This is a genomic window from Nitrospira sp. KM1, from assembly GCF_011405515.1.
Lineage (GTDB): Bacteria > Nitrospirota > Nitrospiria > Nitrospirales > Nitrospiraceae > Nitrospira_C.
Genome location: NZ_AP022671.1, coordinates 3,928,751 through 3,947,009 on the forward strand (window position 1 = coordinate 3,928,751; position 18,259 = coordinate 3,947,009).

General features: G+C 55.0%; 15 protein-coding genes. 14 read left to right on the forward strand and 1 reads right to left on the reverse strand.

Annotated elements, in window-relative coordinates; all coding sequences use genetic code 11:
- The first annotated feature begins 154 nt into the window (after positions 1-154).
- The 5 genes from W02_RS18495 (at position 155) to W02_RS18510 (ending at position 5,016) form a co-directional block, all read left to right on the forward strand.
- Complete coding sequence (locus W02_RS18495; protein ID WP_173050426.1) at positions 155-712, forward strand: RNA polymerase sigma factor; 558 nt, start codon at positions 155-157, stop codon at positions 710-712.
- Entirely contained in the window at positions 705-1,742 is a 1,038-nt protein-coding gene (locus W02_RS18500; protein ID WP_173050428.1) for a FecR family protein, read from the forward strand. The genes W02_RS18495 and W02_RS18500 overlap by 8 nt, the downstream gene beginning before the upstream one ends.
- 260 nt (positions 1,743-2,002) lie before the next feature.
- Complete coding sequence (locus W02_RS18505) at positions 2,003-4,447, forward strand: TonB-dependent receptor (protein ID WP_255458602.1); 2,445 nt, start codon at positions 2,003-2,005, stop codon at positions 4,445-4,447.
- 138 nt (positions 4,448-4,585) lie between these two features.
- Positions 4,586-4,822: a hypothetical protein gene (locus W02_RS22270; protein WP_370467946.1), complete on the forward strand. Its 237-nt coding sequence runs from the start codon at positions 4,586-4,588 to the stop codon at positions 4,820-4,822.
- Positions 4,819-5,016 carry a DUF2283 domain-containing protein gene (locus W02_RS18510; RefSeq protein WP_173050432.1) on the forward strand — a complete coding sequence of 66 codons (198 nt, stop codon included), beginning with the start codon at positions 4,819-4,821 and terminating at the stop codon, positions 5,014-5,016. The genes W02_RS22270 and W02_RS18510 overlap by 4 nt, the downstream gene beginning before the upstream one ends.
- 143 nt (positions 5,017-5,159) lie before the next feature.
- Here the strand turns inward: W02_RS18510 and W02_RS18515 are convergent, their stop codons facing one another.
- Entirely contained in the window at positions 5,160-5,837 is a 678-nt protein-coding gene (locus W02_RS18515) for a DUF4136 domain-containing protein (RefSeq protein ID WP_173050434.1), read from the reverse strand.
- Between the two features lie 338 nt (positions 5,838-6,175).
- Between W02_RS18515 and W02_RS18520 the strand changes: the two genes are divergently transcribed.
- The 9 genes from W02_RS18520 to W02_RS18560 all read left to right on the forward strand — a co-directional run bounded on the left by W02_RS18520 (position 6,176) and on the right by W02_RS18560 (position 18,026).
- Entirely contained in the window at positions 6,176-6,682 is a 507-nt protein-coding gene (locus tag W02_RS18520; RefSeq protein ID WP_173050437.1) for an RNA polymerase sigma factor, read from the forward strand.
- 53 nt (positions 6,683-6,735) lie between these two features.
- Positions 6,736-7,773: a FecR family protein gene (locus W02_RS18525; protein ID WP_173050439.1), complete on the forward strand. Its 1,038-nt coding sequence runs from the start codon at positions 6,736-6,738 to the stop codon at positions 7,771-7,773.
- Positions 7,774-8,046: 273 nt separating this feature from the next.
- Positions 8,047-10,515, forward strand: a complete 2,469-nt coding sequence (locus W02_RS18530; RefSeq protein ID WP_173050441.1) for a TonB-dependent siderophore receptor — start codon at positions 8,047-8,049, stop codon at positions 10,513-10,515.
- Between the two features lie 687 nt (positions 10,516-11,202).
- Positions 11,203-11,505, forward strand: coding sequence for a DUF3649 domain-containing protein (locus tag W02_RS18535; RefSeq protein WP_173050444.1), 303 nt, complete (start codon positions 11,203-11,205; stop codon positions 11,503-11,505).
- A gap of 38 nt (positions 11,506-11,543) precedes the next feature.
- On the forward strand, positions 11,544-13,085 hold the full coding sequence (locus tag W02_RS18540) for a PepSY domain-containing protein (RefSeq protein WP_173050446.1): 1,542 nt from the start codon (positions 11,544-11,546) through the stop codon (positions 13,083-13,085).
- Positions 13,086-13,088: 3 nt separating this feature from the next.
- A complete protein-coding gene (locus tag W02_RS18545; RefSeq protein WP_173050448.1) occupies positions 13,089-13,421 on the forward strand; it encodes a DUF3325 domain-containing protein in 333 nt (110 codons plus the stop codon).
- 161 nt (positions 13,422-13,582) lie between these two features.
- Entirely contained in the window at positions 13,583-14,182 is a 600-nt protein-coding gene (locus W02_RS18550; protein ID WP_173050450.1) for an RNA polymerase sigma factor, read from the forward strand.
- Between the two features lie 96 nt (positions 14,183-14,278).
- A complete protein-coding gene (locus W02_RS18555) occupies positions 14,279-15,295 on the forward strand; it encodes a FecR family protein (protein WP_173050453.1) in 1,017 nt (338 codons plus the stop codon).
- A 172-nt stretch (positions 15,296-15,467) separates the two neighbouring features.
- Complete coding sequence (locus tag W02_RS18560; RefSeq protein ID WP_173050455.1) at positions 15,468-18,026, forward strand: TonB-dependent receptor; 2,559 nt, start codon at positions 15,468-15,470, stop codon at positions 18,024-18,026.
- Positions 18,027-18,259: the final 233 nt, after the last annotated feature.

The following is an 18,259-nucleotide window of genomic DNA, read 5'->3' on the forward strand; positions in this document are numbered from 1 at the left end:
CGGCTCCATAAAGCCCCGGCCAGAGTGATAACAGAAAATTCTGTTGCATCTCCCACCTGGCGAGTGAACATGTCCTCGGTGTTACGAATGGTGTAGACTCCGCCCCCCATCACATTGCCATTTTACACGTTTGAGGTGTTGGGGATATGCCGTAATGCACAGCGATATCCTTCAAGTCTTTCAGGCCTGTGCGGCGGATCTCCGGCGGTTTTTTACCGGCCGTGTCCGTTGCGAGCAGACGGCGGCCGATCTGACGCAGGAAATTTATCTCCGCCTGACGCGGCTCGAGCAGCCGCATCTCATCGCCGATCTCCGTACCTATCTCTTTCGGATCGCTGCCAACCTTGCGACCGATCATGAACGGGCCCGGCAACGTCGTGCGGCCCTGGTCAACGAGGAAGCGGATTGGCAGTCCGTGCCGGATCACGGCGCCTCTCCCGAGACAGCCCTGTTGGCCAAGGAAGAGCTCCGGCTCGTGGAAGAAGCCTTGAGTGAATTATCGCCCCTCTGCCGCACCATTTTTCTGCTGAATCGTTTCGAAGGGCTTGCGCACAGCGACATTGCGGCTCGCTTGGGCGTCTGTAAGAGTACGGTGGAAAAAAACATCGCGCGAGCGCTGAACCATTGCCGGGAGCGGGTGCAGCATCCCGACCGGCGCCGGCCATCCGGGTCGAGTCGCTTCATTCGTCTTTTTGAGAGACGCCATGATTGAAAAGATGGTGCGGGTGTCGTATCTCTGGTGGACTGTGGACAAGGATGGCATCAACCGCCCTGAGCAGCCGGGGGACCGGGATGAGCTCGACCGGGAGGCGGTCGCCTGGCTGGTTCGGCTGACATCCGGTGAAGCCACGCAGGCAGATGAGGAGCAAGCACGCGCATGGCGGGCGCGCAGCGCTTCCCACGAGCAGGCGTTTCAAGCGGCACGGCGAGTATGGGACGGCATGGAGCCGCTTCGCGAGCGGATTCCTCAACTTCACACAGACCTACGGACCGTACCGTTGAGAGGCCGGCAAACATCGCTTCAATGGGGTGCCATCGCCGCCATGCTGGCGTTGATCACGCTGGGAATTGTCTACGAGAACGGCACGCTGAGTATCTGGCTTGCCGACCATCATACGGCGACCGGCCAGCAACAGAGCCTGCGATTGGCTGACGGCACCGTCGCACACTTGAACACGGACACTGCCCTATCCGTCGAGTACAGCGATCAGGCACGCCGAGTCACCCTGCTGACAGGAGAAGCGGCATTTGTCGTTGCCAAGGATTCGTCGCGGCCTTTCATCGTGAACGCGGCGGCCGGTGCCATCGAAGCCGTGGGAACCGAATTCGTCGTCCGCCGCAACGCGGACCGCATCACGGTCACCATGCTGGAAGGCTCCACCCGTGTGACGTATGGAGAGGGACGGCAACAGCCGTCTGCCGCAACCCCGTTGCATGCGCCGCAGCGAGTTCAGTACAGTCAGGAGACCGGCCTCGGTCATGTGGAACAGGCTGACCTTCGCCTGGAAAGCGCGTGGAGAAGAGGCAAGTTGATTTTTGAAGGCGCGCCTCTCTCGACCGTGCTGCAAGAGATCAACCGGTATCGGCCCGGCCATGTCTGGACTCTGCGCCAAGAGCTCGCCGCGATGCCGGTGAGCGGAGTCTTCGATCTCGATCGATTGGACGAGGCGGTCACGGTCATCGAGCACACCTTGCATCTCAAGGTCGTCAGTGTCGGCCATCGGTGGATCTTCCTGCTATAGCATTCTCCCTCCGTTGCAAAATCTTCGTGCCGGCTGCTGGTAAAAAAATCCGTCCGGTTTCGTTCTGCTCAAACGTGTTCTAGGCGAAGACCGAATCGATTGAGTCACGACCTAGGAGCCGAACGATGTCCAGACCCGTACGTTCACGCAGATATCTGATTCCTGCCATCGTCATGATCACTGCGGCTTTTACTACATTGCCCGCGGCCGGCCAATCGCTTGGGACGCCATCTGACGCCACGATGCCGGTTGCACGGCTTATGGCCCAAGCCGACACCGTGGCCTTCAATATTGCGCCTCAGGACTTGAAAACCGCGCTGACCGCATTTGCCGAGGTCAGCGGATGGCAACTCTTCTACAGTACCGAGATGGCCGAAGGCCGACGAACCTCCGGGTTGTCCGGTCAATACGCACCCGAAGATGGACTTCGGCAACTCCTTGCCGGTACGGGGGTGGGCTACCGCCTGACCGGACCCAAAACCGTCACGCTCAAGCGGGCAGACGGGTCCGCACTTGTTCCCGTGCCGCTGGCGGCGGGAGCAGCAGCGGCGGCAGCTGAAGGCGCTGCTACGACTGGAACGGCGAACCAAAAGCCGGTCAAGGTGCCGGAAATCATGGTGAAGGACGTGCGCGAGCGGGATGCCGACACGAAATCCTATGTGGCCGAGGAGGCCAGTACGGCCACACGAACCGATACACCAGTTCGCGATATCCCACAATCAATTCAGGTCATTACTCGAAAAGTGATTGAGGAACAACGGGCTTTTCGCTTAAGCGAGGCGCTACAAAATATCAGTGGATTCAATGCATTTCTTCCGACGAGTCAGACGTTCGAAGGATTTATCATCCGCGGCTTTACCGCGAACAATAACAATTTCTTTCGGAACGGTCTTTTCGATCGGTTTGGCGCACAGTTTGGTGCTGATACCTATAACATCCAGCGCCTGGAAGTGCTCAAGGGGCCGGCGTCAGTTCTCTATGGCCTAGGAGATCCGGGCGGAATTATCAACGTTGTGACGAGAAAGCCTTTGCCGGATGCAGCTTACAGTGGCAATGTCACCCTCGGAAATTTCAATTTCTATAGATCAGAGCTCGATGCCACTGGTCCATTGAACGCAAACAAAACCCTTATGTATCGTCTCAATGTGGTTGGGCAAAAAGCCAATACGTTTATGGACATTGCCCGCCGTGATCTGGTCGCGCTAACACCCTCTGTTACCTGGCTCATGTCTTCTCGTACAACTCTCACCGTGCAGGGCGAATATATTCGGCGTTGGTATAACGATTTGTCGGCGGCCGCCGTACCCGCTCAGGGAACAGTACTGCCGAATGCGAATGGTGAGCTTTCACGAAACTTCTTCGGAGGGTTTGGAGAGTTCGACAAGAATAATCGTACGCTGTATCGCATAGGATACGATTTTAATCATGAGCTTGGACACAACTGGTCGATTCGGAATGCCTATCAATATTCCATATTGGAAATTGATCAGTTTGGAAATAGGCCTCTCGCCCTGCTGGACCAACGCACCTTGACTCGTAGTCCAAACGCGAATCCCGAATCAAGCATTTCCCGCAGCCATATGCACAGCATGGTGACGAATTTAGTAGGACATTTCAAAATCTTGGAAATGGACCATACATTATTGACCGGCTTGGAGTTGCGCCAGGAAAGAGCGAACCCCACCGTTCTAACTAACCGTGGCGGTGCCTCTTTAAATCTAGATATCTTCTCGCCAAACTACGGAATCAACCCCTTCAATGCCCCAATCACCGCCACCAACTATCAAGAGGGCGAACTTAAGCTTGCCGGAGTCTATCTCCAGGATCAGATCGCTCTGCTGCCAAACCTCAAGTTTGTTGGCGGCGTTCGGTTCGACTATGTGAATCAGTCCGCAATTTTTGCACCGCTCGCGAGCAACCCTCCTGACCAAACATCGGATGATACAGCGGTCAGTCCTCGGCTTGGGCTTGTTTACCAGCCCATTGAGCCGGTTTCATTGTATGCCACTTGGATGCGTGGCTTTTTGCCAGTCTCTCCCGGTACGTTCAATCCAGGCGGAGCATTATTTAAGCCTGAACGTTCGACACTCTACGAGATCGGAGTGAAGACATTCTTTTTCGAGAACCGAGTTTCAACCACGCTAGCATGGTACCGCCTGACCAGGGATAACATACTGACTCTTGATCCTTTGGCGCCTGGGTTTCAAGTGCAAACTGGTCAACAGCGCAGCCAAGGGATTGAGTTGGATGTTACCGCTACCCTGACCAGCGGATGGAATGTGATTGCCAGTTATGCCTATACAGATGCGGAAGTAACGCAGGACAACGATCTTACAATTGTTCATAAGCGACTGGGCAATGTGCCATATAATAAGGCTACGCTCTGGTCTACGTATCACTTTCAGGATGGTTCACTGAAAGGCTTTGGAGTTGGAGGTGGAGTTTACGGCTATACCAGCCGCAACGCATCAATATTTGGTCCAGGTCAATTAGAGATTCCTGGCGCTGTGACGATCAATACAGCATTGTACTATGATAGAGACCTTCCGGCAGGCAACTGGTTAGGTGCGAAGGTTGTCAATGTAGCGTTGAATTTTAGAAACCTGTTTGATCAGCGCTATGTCGAGTCGGCGCAAAATACGACAACGAGACTGTACTTCGGTGAACCCCGTACCGTCCTGGCCACGGTGGGGCTGCGGTTTTGAACTATTTAACTTTCGCAGGGCTGTTTTGCGTAGACTCACGCCGGCAGCCCAGGATTCTTCGGCAGGATAGTAGATAAATCGTAGAATTTTCAGTAGACTTGATCGCCACGTGTTGCTGAGTATGGTGAAGAACGCACGGTGAAATTCACCAGGTACTTCGAATTCATTCGGATGCGTCCTGATCGGGCTCTCATTCGCAAAGAGTGGATCGAACAAGTGGTCAACAATCCCGTGAAGGAAGTAGTCCAAAGAGACGGACGAATCCGTCGATGGAGGCCTATCGAAGAAATGGAAAACAGATATTTGCGTGTTGTGTTATTGCCTGACCGCAACACCGTCCACAATGCTTTCTTCGACAGGGGATTCAAGCCATGACCATCAAGTATTTTCAAGACACCGATACCTTGCATATTGAGTTCAAGGCGGTACAAATTGCAGAGACGAGAGATTTGGACGAGAACACGCAACTTGACCTTGATAAGGACGGTAATATCTGCGCCATCACCATTGAACATGCCCACGATCGAGCAGACATCCCGCATTTCTCTTTTGAACAAATCGCAGCCTAATCAGAGCCACATCCATATCTACTGTCAAGGAGGCTGGCACAAATTCTGTCTGCACTTCGATTCTGACGAGCGCATCGATCAGCGCATTCTAAAAGGAATTCAAAGTCTTCACTCGTGACAGTGCCTCTTAATCGGCTCGATCGTTATTTCGACTCCCGGATCTTCTTGATTTCCTCTTCAGTGAATTGGTGCTTAACCTGGTTGGACGTGTTTTCGCCAAAATGCTGAAATGCCGCATCCACCATGAGTGGCGCCAATTCCTTCAGATCCCGTGAACCGCTCGTATTCATCGTTTCACCACGCCATAGCTCCACCGCAGACCCGGTGGAGTTCGACTTCTGAAAATCCACGACGACGATGACGAGCTGATTGGTATAGAGGCGCTGCCCCGTGGATCCTGCAGGCGCGCTGCCCATTCCATAGCCGCCACCGCCGCCGTATGAACCTCCACCGCCTCCCGGACCCATCCCTCCACTGGGGCCCATGCTTCCGCCTCCGGGAGGAAGACCCCCTCCCGCATTGCTGATAGCCCTGGACCCTTCAGTCGTGCCGTACGCAAGGAAGATCCCAAGCTGAGCGGTTTTGGTGCTGGTCTGTTTATAGCCGCGGGCATCCATTTTAGTACTCACGAGGCGTGCATATTCGGGAAAGTCCTGATCCTTTTCCACTTCGTTCGTGGGCAGGACGGTGTAGGTGACGTGTTGAGGGATCGATTCGCCGGATTTGCTCGATCCCGTCACGTTGACCGCGACGGTTTGCGCGCACCCGGCGCACAGCAGCAAGAGTCCGACGATGGTGACGGTGCTGAGCGTTCTCTCCATGCGATGCCTCCCTACTAAGTGATAGCGATCATGATAATGATGGATGGTTCCGGTCATGAGTTCAAGAGCTATCACGGTCTGAAAAAATATTTACAGATCTGGAAACCGAACATGGCCTATTGGCTGCTTAGTGTCTAATCTGCATTCTCTGCCTGTTCGTCTTTCGTCTTCCGTGGTTGACGGCGGACGCAGTTTCATTGTGTCTTCATAACCGCCATTCGACCTGTGCGCCATCACTTGCGCGCATCGAATCCGGAAAGTAAACATTCCCTTCTTCTCTTCCTCATGTATAGATTGCTCCGCTCACACTGATCGCTGATGATGGTGTCACTGGAGTCATGAGTCAAAGCGAATTGCTTCAGGCCTTTGAAACGCATGCCCTCGACCTGCGTCGATTTCTAGCCAAGCGGGTGCAGTGTGAAGAAACTGCGGCTGATCTCGTGCAGGAGACGTATTTAAGATTGTCGGGAATTGCCCGTTCAGAGCCGATTCAGAACATCCGAGCCTTTCTCTTTCAGGTTGCCGACAATCTGGCGATCGACCATTTGCGATCCCGAACGAGATTTTACCAGCGCTATGCCGGAACCCCATCCCCGGACCTCATGGGCTCCACGCCGTTGCCGGATCGGGAGTTGGCTGCGAAACAGGAGTGGTCGATCATTCAACAGGCGATCAGCGAATTGACTCCGAAATGCCGGACGGCGTTTCTGTTGCACCGAGTGCAACACCTGAGCTATAGCCAAATTGCCGCGAAATTGGACATTTCACAGCGGACGGTCGAGAAACATATTAGTAAAGCGTTAGCGCATTGCCGGTTGCGAATCGATCGTGCCGGGATGCCGTGAATGCGTATGACCGCTGCGAAGAAGGCGGCTGACATCGTTCACCTGGATTTGCGATGATACGGGAGCACATCTTCTCTCATCCGGTTGCAATTATGGGGCGTACGCCCGATTCTGATCGGTACGAAAAACTTGTCGGAGAAGCATCCGATTGGTTCGCCCGTCTCCGTGCAGAAGACGCCACGGAGGATGACCGCTGCGCATTTATCCGCTGGAAGTCGCAAAGTCCTGCCCATCATGATGCCTATGAGTCTGTCCGGCTGCTGTGGGATAGCATGGCTCAGCCGGCCGGTGCGTGGCCTGAGATCGATTTGCAGAGTCTCGAACGCGATCGTGTCAACGATCTCTCTCCACGCCGATCACGTTCTGCCATGGCCGGAGTCTTCCGAACGGTCGGGATGGCCACCATGGTGGCAGCGGTGGCAGTCGCCGCCGCTCTGTGGGGTCCCGACGTCCTGCAACGTTGGCAGAGTGATTATTCGACTTCTGCCGGTGAGCATCGAGAGGTGCAGCTATCGGACGGTTCAACGGTCCTCTTGAATACGGCCAGCGCACTCGCGCTCGGCACGTGGGATCACGAGCGGGTCGTCAAGATTCTCAAGGGCGAGGCGGCGTTTTCTGTTGCAGCCGATTCAACAAAGCCGTTCATCGTGAAAGCGGGGGCCGGTGAAGTCCGCGTTGTCGGCACAAAATTCTCGATCCGGACATGGCCCGGTCGTACCACCGTCACGGTCACGGAAGGAGTCGTGACGGTTGGAACGGATGCGGAGTCCGACACTGTCCAGGTCAGAGCCGGGGAAGAGGTCTCGTACGGCGGGCAGGGGATGGGGGCGATCGTCAAGGCCGATCCCATGAGAAGCCTGGCCTGGCAGCGCGGACAACTGGTTTTCACGATGGAGCCTCTGAGCGCAGTCATCGAAGAACTGAACCGCTATCATTCCGGCGCGATCATGGTGGTCAATCCCTCTCTGAAAACACGCATGGTCAGCGGGGTGTTTGCAACCGATGATCCTGTACGAGTCATCAGTGCCGTCACCCGGACTCTGCACGTGCGTTCGTTTTCTTTGACCGATCGGTTCGTCTTTCTCTACTGAAGGCCAGCCTGTACCCACTTCATTAGCTTCAGATCTCAATTCCACGTCTCTCGCCCCGACTGATACTTGAAACAGGAGTCTGCCGATCCATCTCTCCATACGCCTCTAATTGGCTCGGGATGCCAGTTCCGGCCCGCTCGGTTCTTGGGCCGCACACGCCATGAAATTTTTCTATGGGGGTCATGCCCGGTTGGTTCGTCTAGAGAGAACATTGCCGCAGAGCGGCTCAACGAATCACGGCCACGATCACATCACTTCATAGGAGTCGAGCGCATGAGACGGTTCGGAGTTCTCGTTTGGTCATTCATCGCAGTCATCGCCATACTGGGCGCGCTTGGTCCCGCATCAGGATACGGAGCAGACGGGTCGCACACCGGGAGCCCGGTCGCGTTTGATATTGCGCCGCAGCCACTGACCGATGCCTTGATCGCTTTCTCGGCTCACACCCATCTTCAAGTATTGTATGAAGGGCCAATCACAGAGGGCATACAAAGTTCCGGCGTGTCGGGAGAAATGATGCCGATGGTTGCTCTCGACCGGCTGCTGGCCGGGACCGGCCTGTCTTACCGGTTGGCGGAGGGCGATACCATTACCCTGGTGCGCGATTCGTCGTCCGGCATCGTCCCAGGGATGGTTGGGGCGGGCGTTGCTGCCGGTGCCATGGCTGTGTCAGATGGGTCCGACGAGGCAGTGCAACCAACCCAGAAGCCGGTGAAGGTACCGGAGATTCTGGTGAAAGACGTGCGGCAACGCGGGGCGGACACCTCCTACGTGGCGGAAGAAACGAACACGGCGACGAAAAGCGATGTCCCGTTGTTGGAAACGCCGCAATCGATCACGGTGATTACCCGCGCCCGCATGCAGTCGCAGGAGGTCAACACGCTGGCCGAAGCGTTACGGTATGCGGCGGGTGTGCAAGGTGAGCCGGCCGGATTTGAACCTCGTTTGACATGGCTTCGCTTGCGCGGATTCGAGAGCTCGACGGACGGAATTTTCAAAGACGGGTTACAGCTCCGCAATCCCGCCTTCGGCACCACCTACAACTTGGAACCCTACGGTGCGGAGCAGTTGGACGTCTTGCGCGGTCCCGCGTCGTTTCTCTACGGACAAGGAAGCCCGGGCGGGCTCTTGAACTTCATTACGAAGCGGCCGACCAAGGAATCGTTGCACGAAGCGCAGTTTCTCGTCGGCAACTACGGTCGCTACGAAGGCCGGTTCGATTTGGGTGGGAAGATCAATGACAACGACAAACTCTTGTTTCGTGTGACCGGGCTTTTCCGCGAGAGCGGCACGCAGATCGACAATGTGCCCTACGATCGGATCTTCATCGCCCCGGCCTTGACGTGGCAGATGGCGTCGAGAACCAGCCTCACGCTGTTAGCCACCTATCAAAAGGACAATGTCAATGCGTTGCAATGGTTGCCGTCGGACGGGACCTTGCTGCCGAATCCCAACGGTGTCGTCACGCCGCGGCGATTTGCGGGGCAGCCCGGCGTCGATCATTACCGGCGGACCGAGTTCCATATCGGCTATGAGTTCCGCCATGAATTCTCCGACAGCTGGAACTTTCTTCAGAAGGTTCGCTACAACGAGAACAATCTCGACCAGACCACGACGTACATCTACGCCATGGATCCGGACCGGCGGACAGGTCTTCGTGACGAGTGGGCCGACGTCGGCAAACTCGGCGGTCTGGCGATGGACAATCAGCTGCATGGTAGGTTTTCAACCGGTTCGCTGCACCACGCCTTCCTCGGCGGTCTCGACTTTCAACGGGTGACCTTTGCACTGAAGCGGCAGTTCGCGGAGGCGTCTTCGATTGACGTGTTCAACCGGTACGACTACGGTCTTCCGGGTGTCGTTCCCTATTTCAACAGCAATCAGGAGATCACGCAGTACCAGACCGGCCTCTACGTGCAGGATCAGGTCAAGTACGATCAATGGCTGCTGACGATCGGCGGGCGCCACGATTGGGCGAAAAACGAAACGACCGACCTCCTTGCCAATACGAGCCAGAGCCAGACCGACAATAAGTTTACCGGCCGTGCCGCCCTGACCTATGTTTTTAAGTCGGGCATCGCGCCGTATGTCAGTTATTCGACGTTCTTTCTGCCGTCGATTGGAACCGATCCCGAAGGACAGCCGTTCAAACCAGAAACCGGACGCCAGTATGAGGCGGGCATCAAATATCAGATTCCCAACACACGCGCATTCCTGACGGCGGCCGTGTTCGACCTGACACGGGAGAACTATGTGCAGACCGATCCCGGAACGTTCTTGCCGGTCCAGCGAGGGAAGGCTCGTTCACGGGGCGTCGAACTGGAAGGTGCGGCGAGCTTCGATTCCGGCATCGATGTCATTGCAGCCTATACCATTCTCAATACGCGGATTATCCAGACGACAGAGCCGACAGAGCAGGATAAAATGTTCATCCAGACGCCGGCACAATTCGGATCACTCTGGGTGAAATACACGGTTCCGGAAGGTACGATGAAGGGGCTCGGAATCGGCGGCGGCGCGCGATACACCGGCTATACGTATGGCGACGCTGCGAACAACTTCAAGGTGCCCAGCTACGTGCTTGGCGATGCGGTCGCAGATTACCTTTGGGGCCATTGGCGGTTTGCCTTGAACATCAGCAATATCTTCAACCGCCATACGTTCGCCTGCTTCAACGAGGGACAGACCTGTACGTACAACGAACTTCGCCAGGTGGTCGGTACGGTTGCGTATCGGTGGTAGTGGCGGTGAGGGCAACGGATTCCGAGTACATGGAGGAGCAGAATCTCGTGCCGTTGACAGCCACGATCGGACGGTATTAATTGGTTGGATCGTTTAGGCTGTTCGACTCCGGTTTTCATGACACTGTAATCGGAGGATTTGAAAAGGGTTTCTCTTACCGTAAGTATCCGAATTCGTCCAAGTCAGCTGACCCACGCACCAGGATGTTCTCGGGCCGTACGTGGACCGACCACGCCAGACTGAACCTCTGAGCCCTATTTCTCAGCCTCGCGAGTGTAGTAAGGTACACCTCCCTGTCGCTGGTGCGTAATGAAGGTGAGGTTTTCCCAGCTTCATGCGTCAATGTTAGAGAGACGGAGTATTTCCAGCCGTGATTGGGGGATTATGCTGATCCTACTGCTCATACCTCTATTCCTGGTCTCGTGCGCTGAAGGCCGCTGGGCACATCCGACAAAGACGGAAGCTCAGGCTCAACAGGATTGGGAAGTATGCAAATCTGAAGTGTTATCCGGGGCCGAACATCAAAAGGACACGATGGCGGGCAGCATCAATCTGAGCGGCTGCATGCAGTCAAAGGGATATCGATACGTAGAGGATGAGCACCCCAAATATCCCAGCGCAGACAGTCCCGTTCCTCATTAAGCCATCAATCCAGCCTGGCCAAGGCGATGCGCTTGGGAGATTTGCATGGGGAATGTCAAAGGGATCAAGAGAGTTTCGTGGCAGCATGTCGCTTCACGGACCGCCGCAGCGGTGCTTGGCGGCTATGCGCTGGCGTACGCGGCAACGGCCTGCCTGACGCTCATCCTGCCCTTGGCGAAATCTGAAGCGGTGTTGACCGCGGCCATGCTCTCTTTTGTCTGGTATACCGGCGCCATTCTCTGGGCTTTTGCCGCAGCCACGCCACGACGCGCCTGGATTGGAGTCGTGGTTCCAACCATCTGCTTCGCGGCGGTCGCCTTTCAGCTTACATCGGTTCTTGGTCCGTAAACGACGCCATACCCTGACATGCAGGACCGGCTTCAGCGATGAAGGACAGTTTCTCACAGTCCATGGACTGGTTGCATACGTGGGGCGGCCTATTGTTTGGCTGGCTCTTGTTTGCCATCTTTCTCACCGGTACCCTGACCGTTTTCGATAAAGACATTACCTACTGGATGCGGCCAGAACTGCATGCTCTTACGCCTTCGACGCCGAACGTGGAAGCCGCAGCGAACCAGCTTTCAAAGCTTGGAGTTCATGCGGATGAATGGTGGATCGAATTCCCGCATGTGCGAGATCCCGCGTTCACGATTTATTGGGAAGACAAGGGTGCGGGAACCATGGAAGAACGCCATCTCGATCCCGCCACTGGCGATGTCCTTCGCGTGCGAGGAACGAGAGGGGGGGATTTTTTCTATCGATTTCACTATCAGCTTCACTTGGATCGGCCCGGTATTTGGATCGTCGGGGCTTCGGCCATGGCGATGTTGACAGCACTGGTCACTGGGCTCGTCATTCATCGGCGGATCTTCAAGGACTTTTTTACATTCAGGCCCCGAGCCACGCCGCATCGGGCTTGGTTGGACGCCCATAACGTCACCAGTATTCTGGTGCTGCCGTTCCATCTCATCATCACGTTCACAGGGTTGGTCATTTTCTGGAACACGTATATGCCCGCCGGTGTAGACCTCTTGTACGAAGGCAAGCCGGAGCTGGCGTACAAGGATGTAGAACGTCGCATGGAGCGCGAGCCGGCCAACGTTCAGGCCTCACTGGGGTCCTTAGTCGACGCGGACCGTAGGGCTCGGACATATTGGCGCGGAGGCAACACCGAGTGGCTCGGTGTGAAGCATCCTGGTGATCGCCACGCCCTCGTCGAGGTCACGCGCCGTGCCGATGACCGACTCGCTTTGATTTCGGATCGTGTCACGTTCGACGGAGTCACCGGCGAGGTTTTGCAAGTCTGGACAGACAACCGGCCGGCATTTTTGACATATTCCGTCTTGATCGGGCTTCATTACCTCTGGTTCGATCATATGGCGATTCGCTGGTTGTATTTCTTCATGGGGCTCTCTGCCACTGTCATGATCGGGACGGGTCTGATGTTGTGGATCGTCAAGAGACGCGATTGTCACACAGGCTATCGACGCGGATTTCAGATAGTTGAAGGGCTCAACATTGCCGTCCTGGCTGGTTTACCGGTAGCCATCGCGGTGTTCTTTTGGGGGAATCGCTTGCTGCCGGTTGATGTAGCGGATCGGGCCTTGTGGGAAATGCGGCTGTTCTTTCTAGCCTGGAGCCTCTGCGCCGTCTACAGCTTTACGCAGCAGGATGCGCTCGGGCTTTGGAAGCGGCTGCTCCACATATCGGGATTGCTGTTTGTTTTGCTGCCGGTTCTGAATATGGTTACGACCGAAAGCCATGTTGTTCAATCGTTGGCTGACCACAATTGGAGACTGGCCGGGGTGGATCTCGTGAGCCTGGGTGTGGGCAGCATATTGTGCTGGACCGCCTGGCGTATTAGCCGTCCGTCACGAGAAGCGGTCGCGCACTCAACCGATTCCTTGGTGAACGCCGGGCAGGTTTGAACAATGCGTTGGGTGGCAATCGCACTTTGTTATGGAGGATTGCTGAGTTTGTGTCTGGCCATGCCAAAGCATTATAGGCAACTTTTGCATCGGAATTCTTCTTCGACTGTTCGAATCGCTTGGACCATAGCAGGGTGGGGAGGGTTAGCCGCCTCGTTGGCGGCTGCGATATCGGCCGATGGATGGGCATTCGGGACAGTTGCGTGGGTATCTCAATTGGCTGTCATCGGACTGTTGCTGGTGTTAATGCTTCCCCATATGCCTCGATTCGCGCTGGCCGTAGGGGTACTCAGTCTCGGGTCTGTATTGACGCTGTTGCTCTTGTCGCTCCGTTAGGCGGGGGTTCCGCCGCGTCGTCATATAGTCGAAAATAAATATATTTCCGGAAACCGAACATGCCCTAACGCCATCCATTCTGGTAGGGTAGGCTCCGTCTGTGCTCCGGCCGGCAGAGTTTCCAAGCCGAGGTTTACCTGTTCGCCGACTGAGGATCCACGATGACAGATTGGTCGAACAATCCAGGCATCCCGCCGTTTTCATTGTCCTGCTCCTCGGGGGAAACCTCCGATCATCCTGTTCCTACTCATCTGGATACACTTGTTGAATTCGTGAAGAAGGAACAGGCTGAGTTACTCAGGTTTCTGACCTGGAAGGTCCAATGTCCCTCTGCAGCGGCTGACCTCGTCCAGGAAGTCTATCTCCGAATCGTTACGCTGACCAGGCCGGAGGCCATTCGTGATCCTCGTGGTTTTCTGTATACGACGGCTAAACATCTCGCCATAGACTATTTGCGGAAGAAGGATCGCACGCTTCCCAGGTCCGAACCACTTGAGCAGGCTGTGTCCGTCCCCGCATCGACTCCGGATGCCGAAACCACGCTCGACGCCAAAAAACGGTTGGCCGCAGTGCTGCAGGCAATTGAAGAGCTTCCTGCCAGGCAACGTGTGGTGTTCATCATGTTTAAGTTCGAACATCGAACGTACGGAGAGATTGCTCAGGCGTTGAACATCTCGACAAAGACGGTCGAACATCACCTCACCAGAGCTATGGCTCATTGTCGCGCCCGTTTCGAGGGATTAGATAGTCCGGTAGAATGATCCCGCATGGGCCATTGAGTCGCCATTGCCATCTCAATTATCATATGAGTCCGAGTTTGCAGGTCAGAATATTCTGCACCCCATCCTGGTCGGTGTATGTCTGAACAAGAACGTGTAACGATTGGTCGGCGGAATAATGTTTCCCCTGTATGGGAAGAGGCCAATGCACGGCTTCTGCGCCTACATTCCGGCCTGATGTCCGAAGCAGAACATCAAGAATTGGCGAAGTGGCGTGAAGATTCAGCCCATGAACTTGAATTTCGTCAGGCTGAGCTGTTCTGGAATGCGCTGGACGGATTGGGAGGGCAGGTCTCTCGTCCGATTACAACCGTACTGACGGGACAGGTTCGGCCTGCGGCCAAGGCCGCATCGTACGACCCGTCGAGAACCCGATTCGGATCATGGCGTCGATTCTCATTGGCCGCTGCAGCCATGGTGCTGACGGTTGTCCTGGTCTCGGTTCTGTGGTCTGCTGTTGACTTCTGGCTGAGCGACTATCGTACATACACCGGAGAGCAGACGTCCGTGGCCCTTGCCGATGGCTCGACTGTGTACCTGAACACGCAATCCGCTTTGTCAGTGGATTTATCCGCCAGTCGTCGTGCACTTGTGCTCAAACGGGGAGAGGCCTTGTTCGAAGTCGCTCATGATCCCTCAAGACCCTTTGACGTGAGTGTCAACGGCGTGGTTGTGCGGGCTGTCGGGACGACGTTCAACATCGATGCTCACGGCAAAATGACCGCTGTCAGCGTCATTGAAGGGGCTGTGAGATTAGTCGATCAAGGGGCGCAATATGACATACCTGCAGGGTATCGTCTCGCATATGAATCGGGATCTCGCCCCGGTGCTATTGAACCGATCAGCCCACCGAAAGTGACCGCTTGGCGTCAACACGAGTTCCTATTTGACGACATGCCGCTGGACAAGATCGTCGCGCAGTTGAATCGCTATCGATCTGGGGCAATTGTTGTTATGGATTCGAAACTCAGATCTCAACGATTGACGGGGAGCATTGCCCTCGATAACCCTGAGCATTCTCTCAAAATGCTTCAGCAGGTACTGCCATTTCATGTCAGGCAAGTGACGCCCTACCTCACGCTCATTTCCTCCTGACTCCCTGGACACCAGAGCATTCGTCCAATAGGTACGATCGGCATAAGCTATGACGAAATTTTGAGAATGATTGTAAAAAATATTCATATCGAGTAGGGAAACCCATATTCCCATGTCGTCCTTTGTCCTGAGGTGTCCGACAAGCGCGGGTTCATCAGGGAAAGGAGTCTGTATGTGGAGGGTACGAGCGTTCTTGCTTGTTTTGGTATGGGTAGTGATAGGGGAGGGATTCGACCAGGATGCCTTCGCCCAACAACCGGTTGGACTACGAGGTGGCATCATCGCATTTGATATTCCGCCACAACCTCTGCCTATGGCGCTGAACACATTTCGTGAACAGAGCGGGGTGCGATTTCTTCATCGGGCCGAGCTGACACAATCACAACAGTCTCAAGGAGTGGTCGGCCGATACTCAGCGGAAGACGCGCTCTCTATTCTACTCCAGGGTACGGGATTGACCTTCTACGTTGCAGAAACCGACACCGTGATTCTCGAGAGGGCGTCGTCTTCAGATGTAGGACCAGCGATCCCTCTAGCGGCAACGCCAACCGGCGAAGAAACCTTAAAAGTGCCCCTGGTCGAAGTGATTGGAACCGCGCCCAATGCACTCGATCACATACCGGGATCCGGCCGTGTTGTGACGAGCGAATCGATTCAGAACAATCGCCGCTTTACCATCAATGAAGCGCTGCGCGAAGTGCCGGGAGTGCATGTGCGCGATGAGGAAGGATTCGGATTGCGCCCCAACATCGGTGTTCGCGGTCTGAATCCGACAAGGAGTTCGAAGCTTCACATCATGGAAGACGGCGTGCCGATCATGATCATGCCGTACGGCGACTCCACATCATATTATTTTCCTCCACTGTTCCGATTCGATCGTATCGAGGTATTGAAGGGAAGCGGACAGCTTCTCTACGGTCCTCAAAATATCGGCGGGGTCATGAATCTCATCACAAGAAATCCCCCAGCCACTCCCGAAGGTCATTTGGAGGTCAGGGGCGGGAGTCTCAGCTATCTCATGACCCATCTGGATTATGGAGGGACGTGGGGCACCGGAGGCTACTATGCCGACTATACTCATTACCAGGGAACAACCCCTCGGTTTTTCAATCAGCGCGCAGAGGTCGATGACGTCACATTTAAGACGGTTCAAGAGATCAGTCAGCGCTCGTCCATTATGGCAAAGTTCAACTACTACCGAGAGGATTCGACCATCGGTTATCAGGGTATCTCGCAGTTTCAATACAACACCAATCCTCGCAACAACGGCTTCAACAACGATGCCTTCGATTTTCGGCGCATCGGCATGCAAGTCGCACATCAATACATGTTCACGGCGAATCTGAATGTCACTACGAATTTCTTCGGCCACTACATATCCCGAGACTGGGGACGTCAGAGCACGGATCTTGACGGCAACCCGGCGACCGCCAATCCTTCGTTTAATACCGGGAATACCATCAATGGAAGTGCGACGCAGGCTATTCCCACGAATGGCCGGTTCTTGAACGCGCGTGATTATTTTGTATACGGCGTGGAACCCCGTTTTCATTACGACCACAGTCTATTCGGCATTAAATCTGAGGCGGACTTCGGAGCCAGATTTATGCACGAAGAGTCGACGAGACGGCAGTTCCAGAACTTGACGTCAGGAATAGGGCTCACCTGTCCTACGACCCAAACCGGTTGCCTTGGTGAGGATACCTTTCGTACGACCAATGCCTATGCGTTCTTCTTCCAGGACAAGTTCTATTTTATGCAGGACAAGATTACCGTGACTCCTGGCGTTCGAGTTGAACAGGTGAATTACGACCAGAACAACAGGCTGGCGAATGGAGGGACGGGAGCATATTCGAGCGCTCATACGATCGAACCCATGCCTGGAATCGGTGTGACGTATACGCCGGTAAAGGACTATACCTTTTTCGGCGGCGTTCATCGGGGGTTCGCCCCTCCAACCATTCCTGACGCGGTACAAATCGTCAATGGTGTTCAAGCCGATTTGAACGCAGAACTGAGTTGGAATTATGAGCTCGGAGTTCGCGGAACGCCGACCAAGTGGGCGGGGTTCGAATTCACTTTGTTTCAGATGGATTTCCAGAATCAGGTCATCGCACAGTCTTTGGCTGGTGGTTCAGGAGCCACACTTACGAATGGCGGGCGCACGCGCCATCGAGGGCTCGAGTTTGCGACGAAAATCGATTTGCTCGATATGGTGACCGGGCAGAATCCTGATCAGGACATTATTTTTGACGTCAATTACACGTGGGTGGCTGATGCGGAATTCCGCGGCACCAGATTCAGCAATCTGAACTGTAATCCGCTCGCGGCAGGAGGAAACAACAACTGTCCACTGTTGCCCGGAGAGCCGGCGGTCGTCAGTGTGAGCGGGAATCGCTTGACCTATGCTCCGAAGCACTTATTGTCTGCGGGTCTTGGATATAACAATCGTACCATCGGCTTTAACGCCCGCGTTGAAACGCAGTGCATCAGCGACCAGTTCAGCGACGATCGCAATACGGTGAATGCGACACCGAATGGTCAACGCGGAATTATTCGGGGTTGGTGCATCCTGAACGCCGTGGCGAACCAGTATGTGAAGCCAATCAAGACGACGTTCTTCCTGGATGGCAAGAACCTGTTGGATCAACTCTTTATTGTCGATCGCTCCCGCGGTATCTATCCGGGATTGCCGCTCCTGGTTCAAGGGGGTGCGCGATGGACGTTCTGAGCTGAAAAATTTGACTTCTAGTCGAACGGGAAATCAGCGCGCACGGGCTGTCCTCAAAGATCGGGAACCTCGTCGCGGTACAGCGTGATTGCGGTGATGTGGCGACAACGTAACTTTATCCGCTCGAAAACATGTCCCGAAATGATTGGATTGTGCAGGAACATGCGATGCGAAGCGGATCTGCTGCTTGTTTGACGAGCCCTGTTATGTGTATAACATTGCCCGCTTAAAGA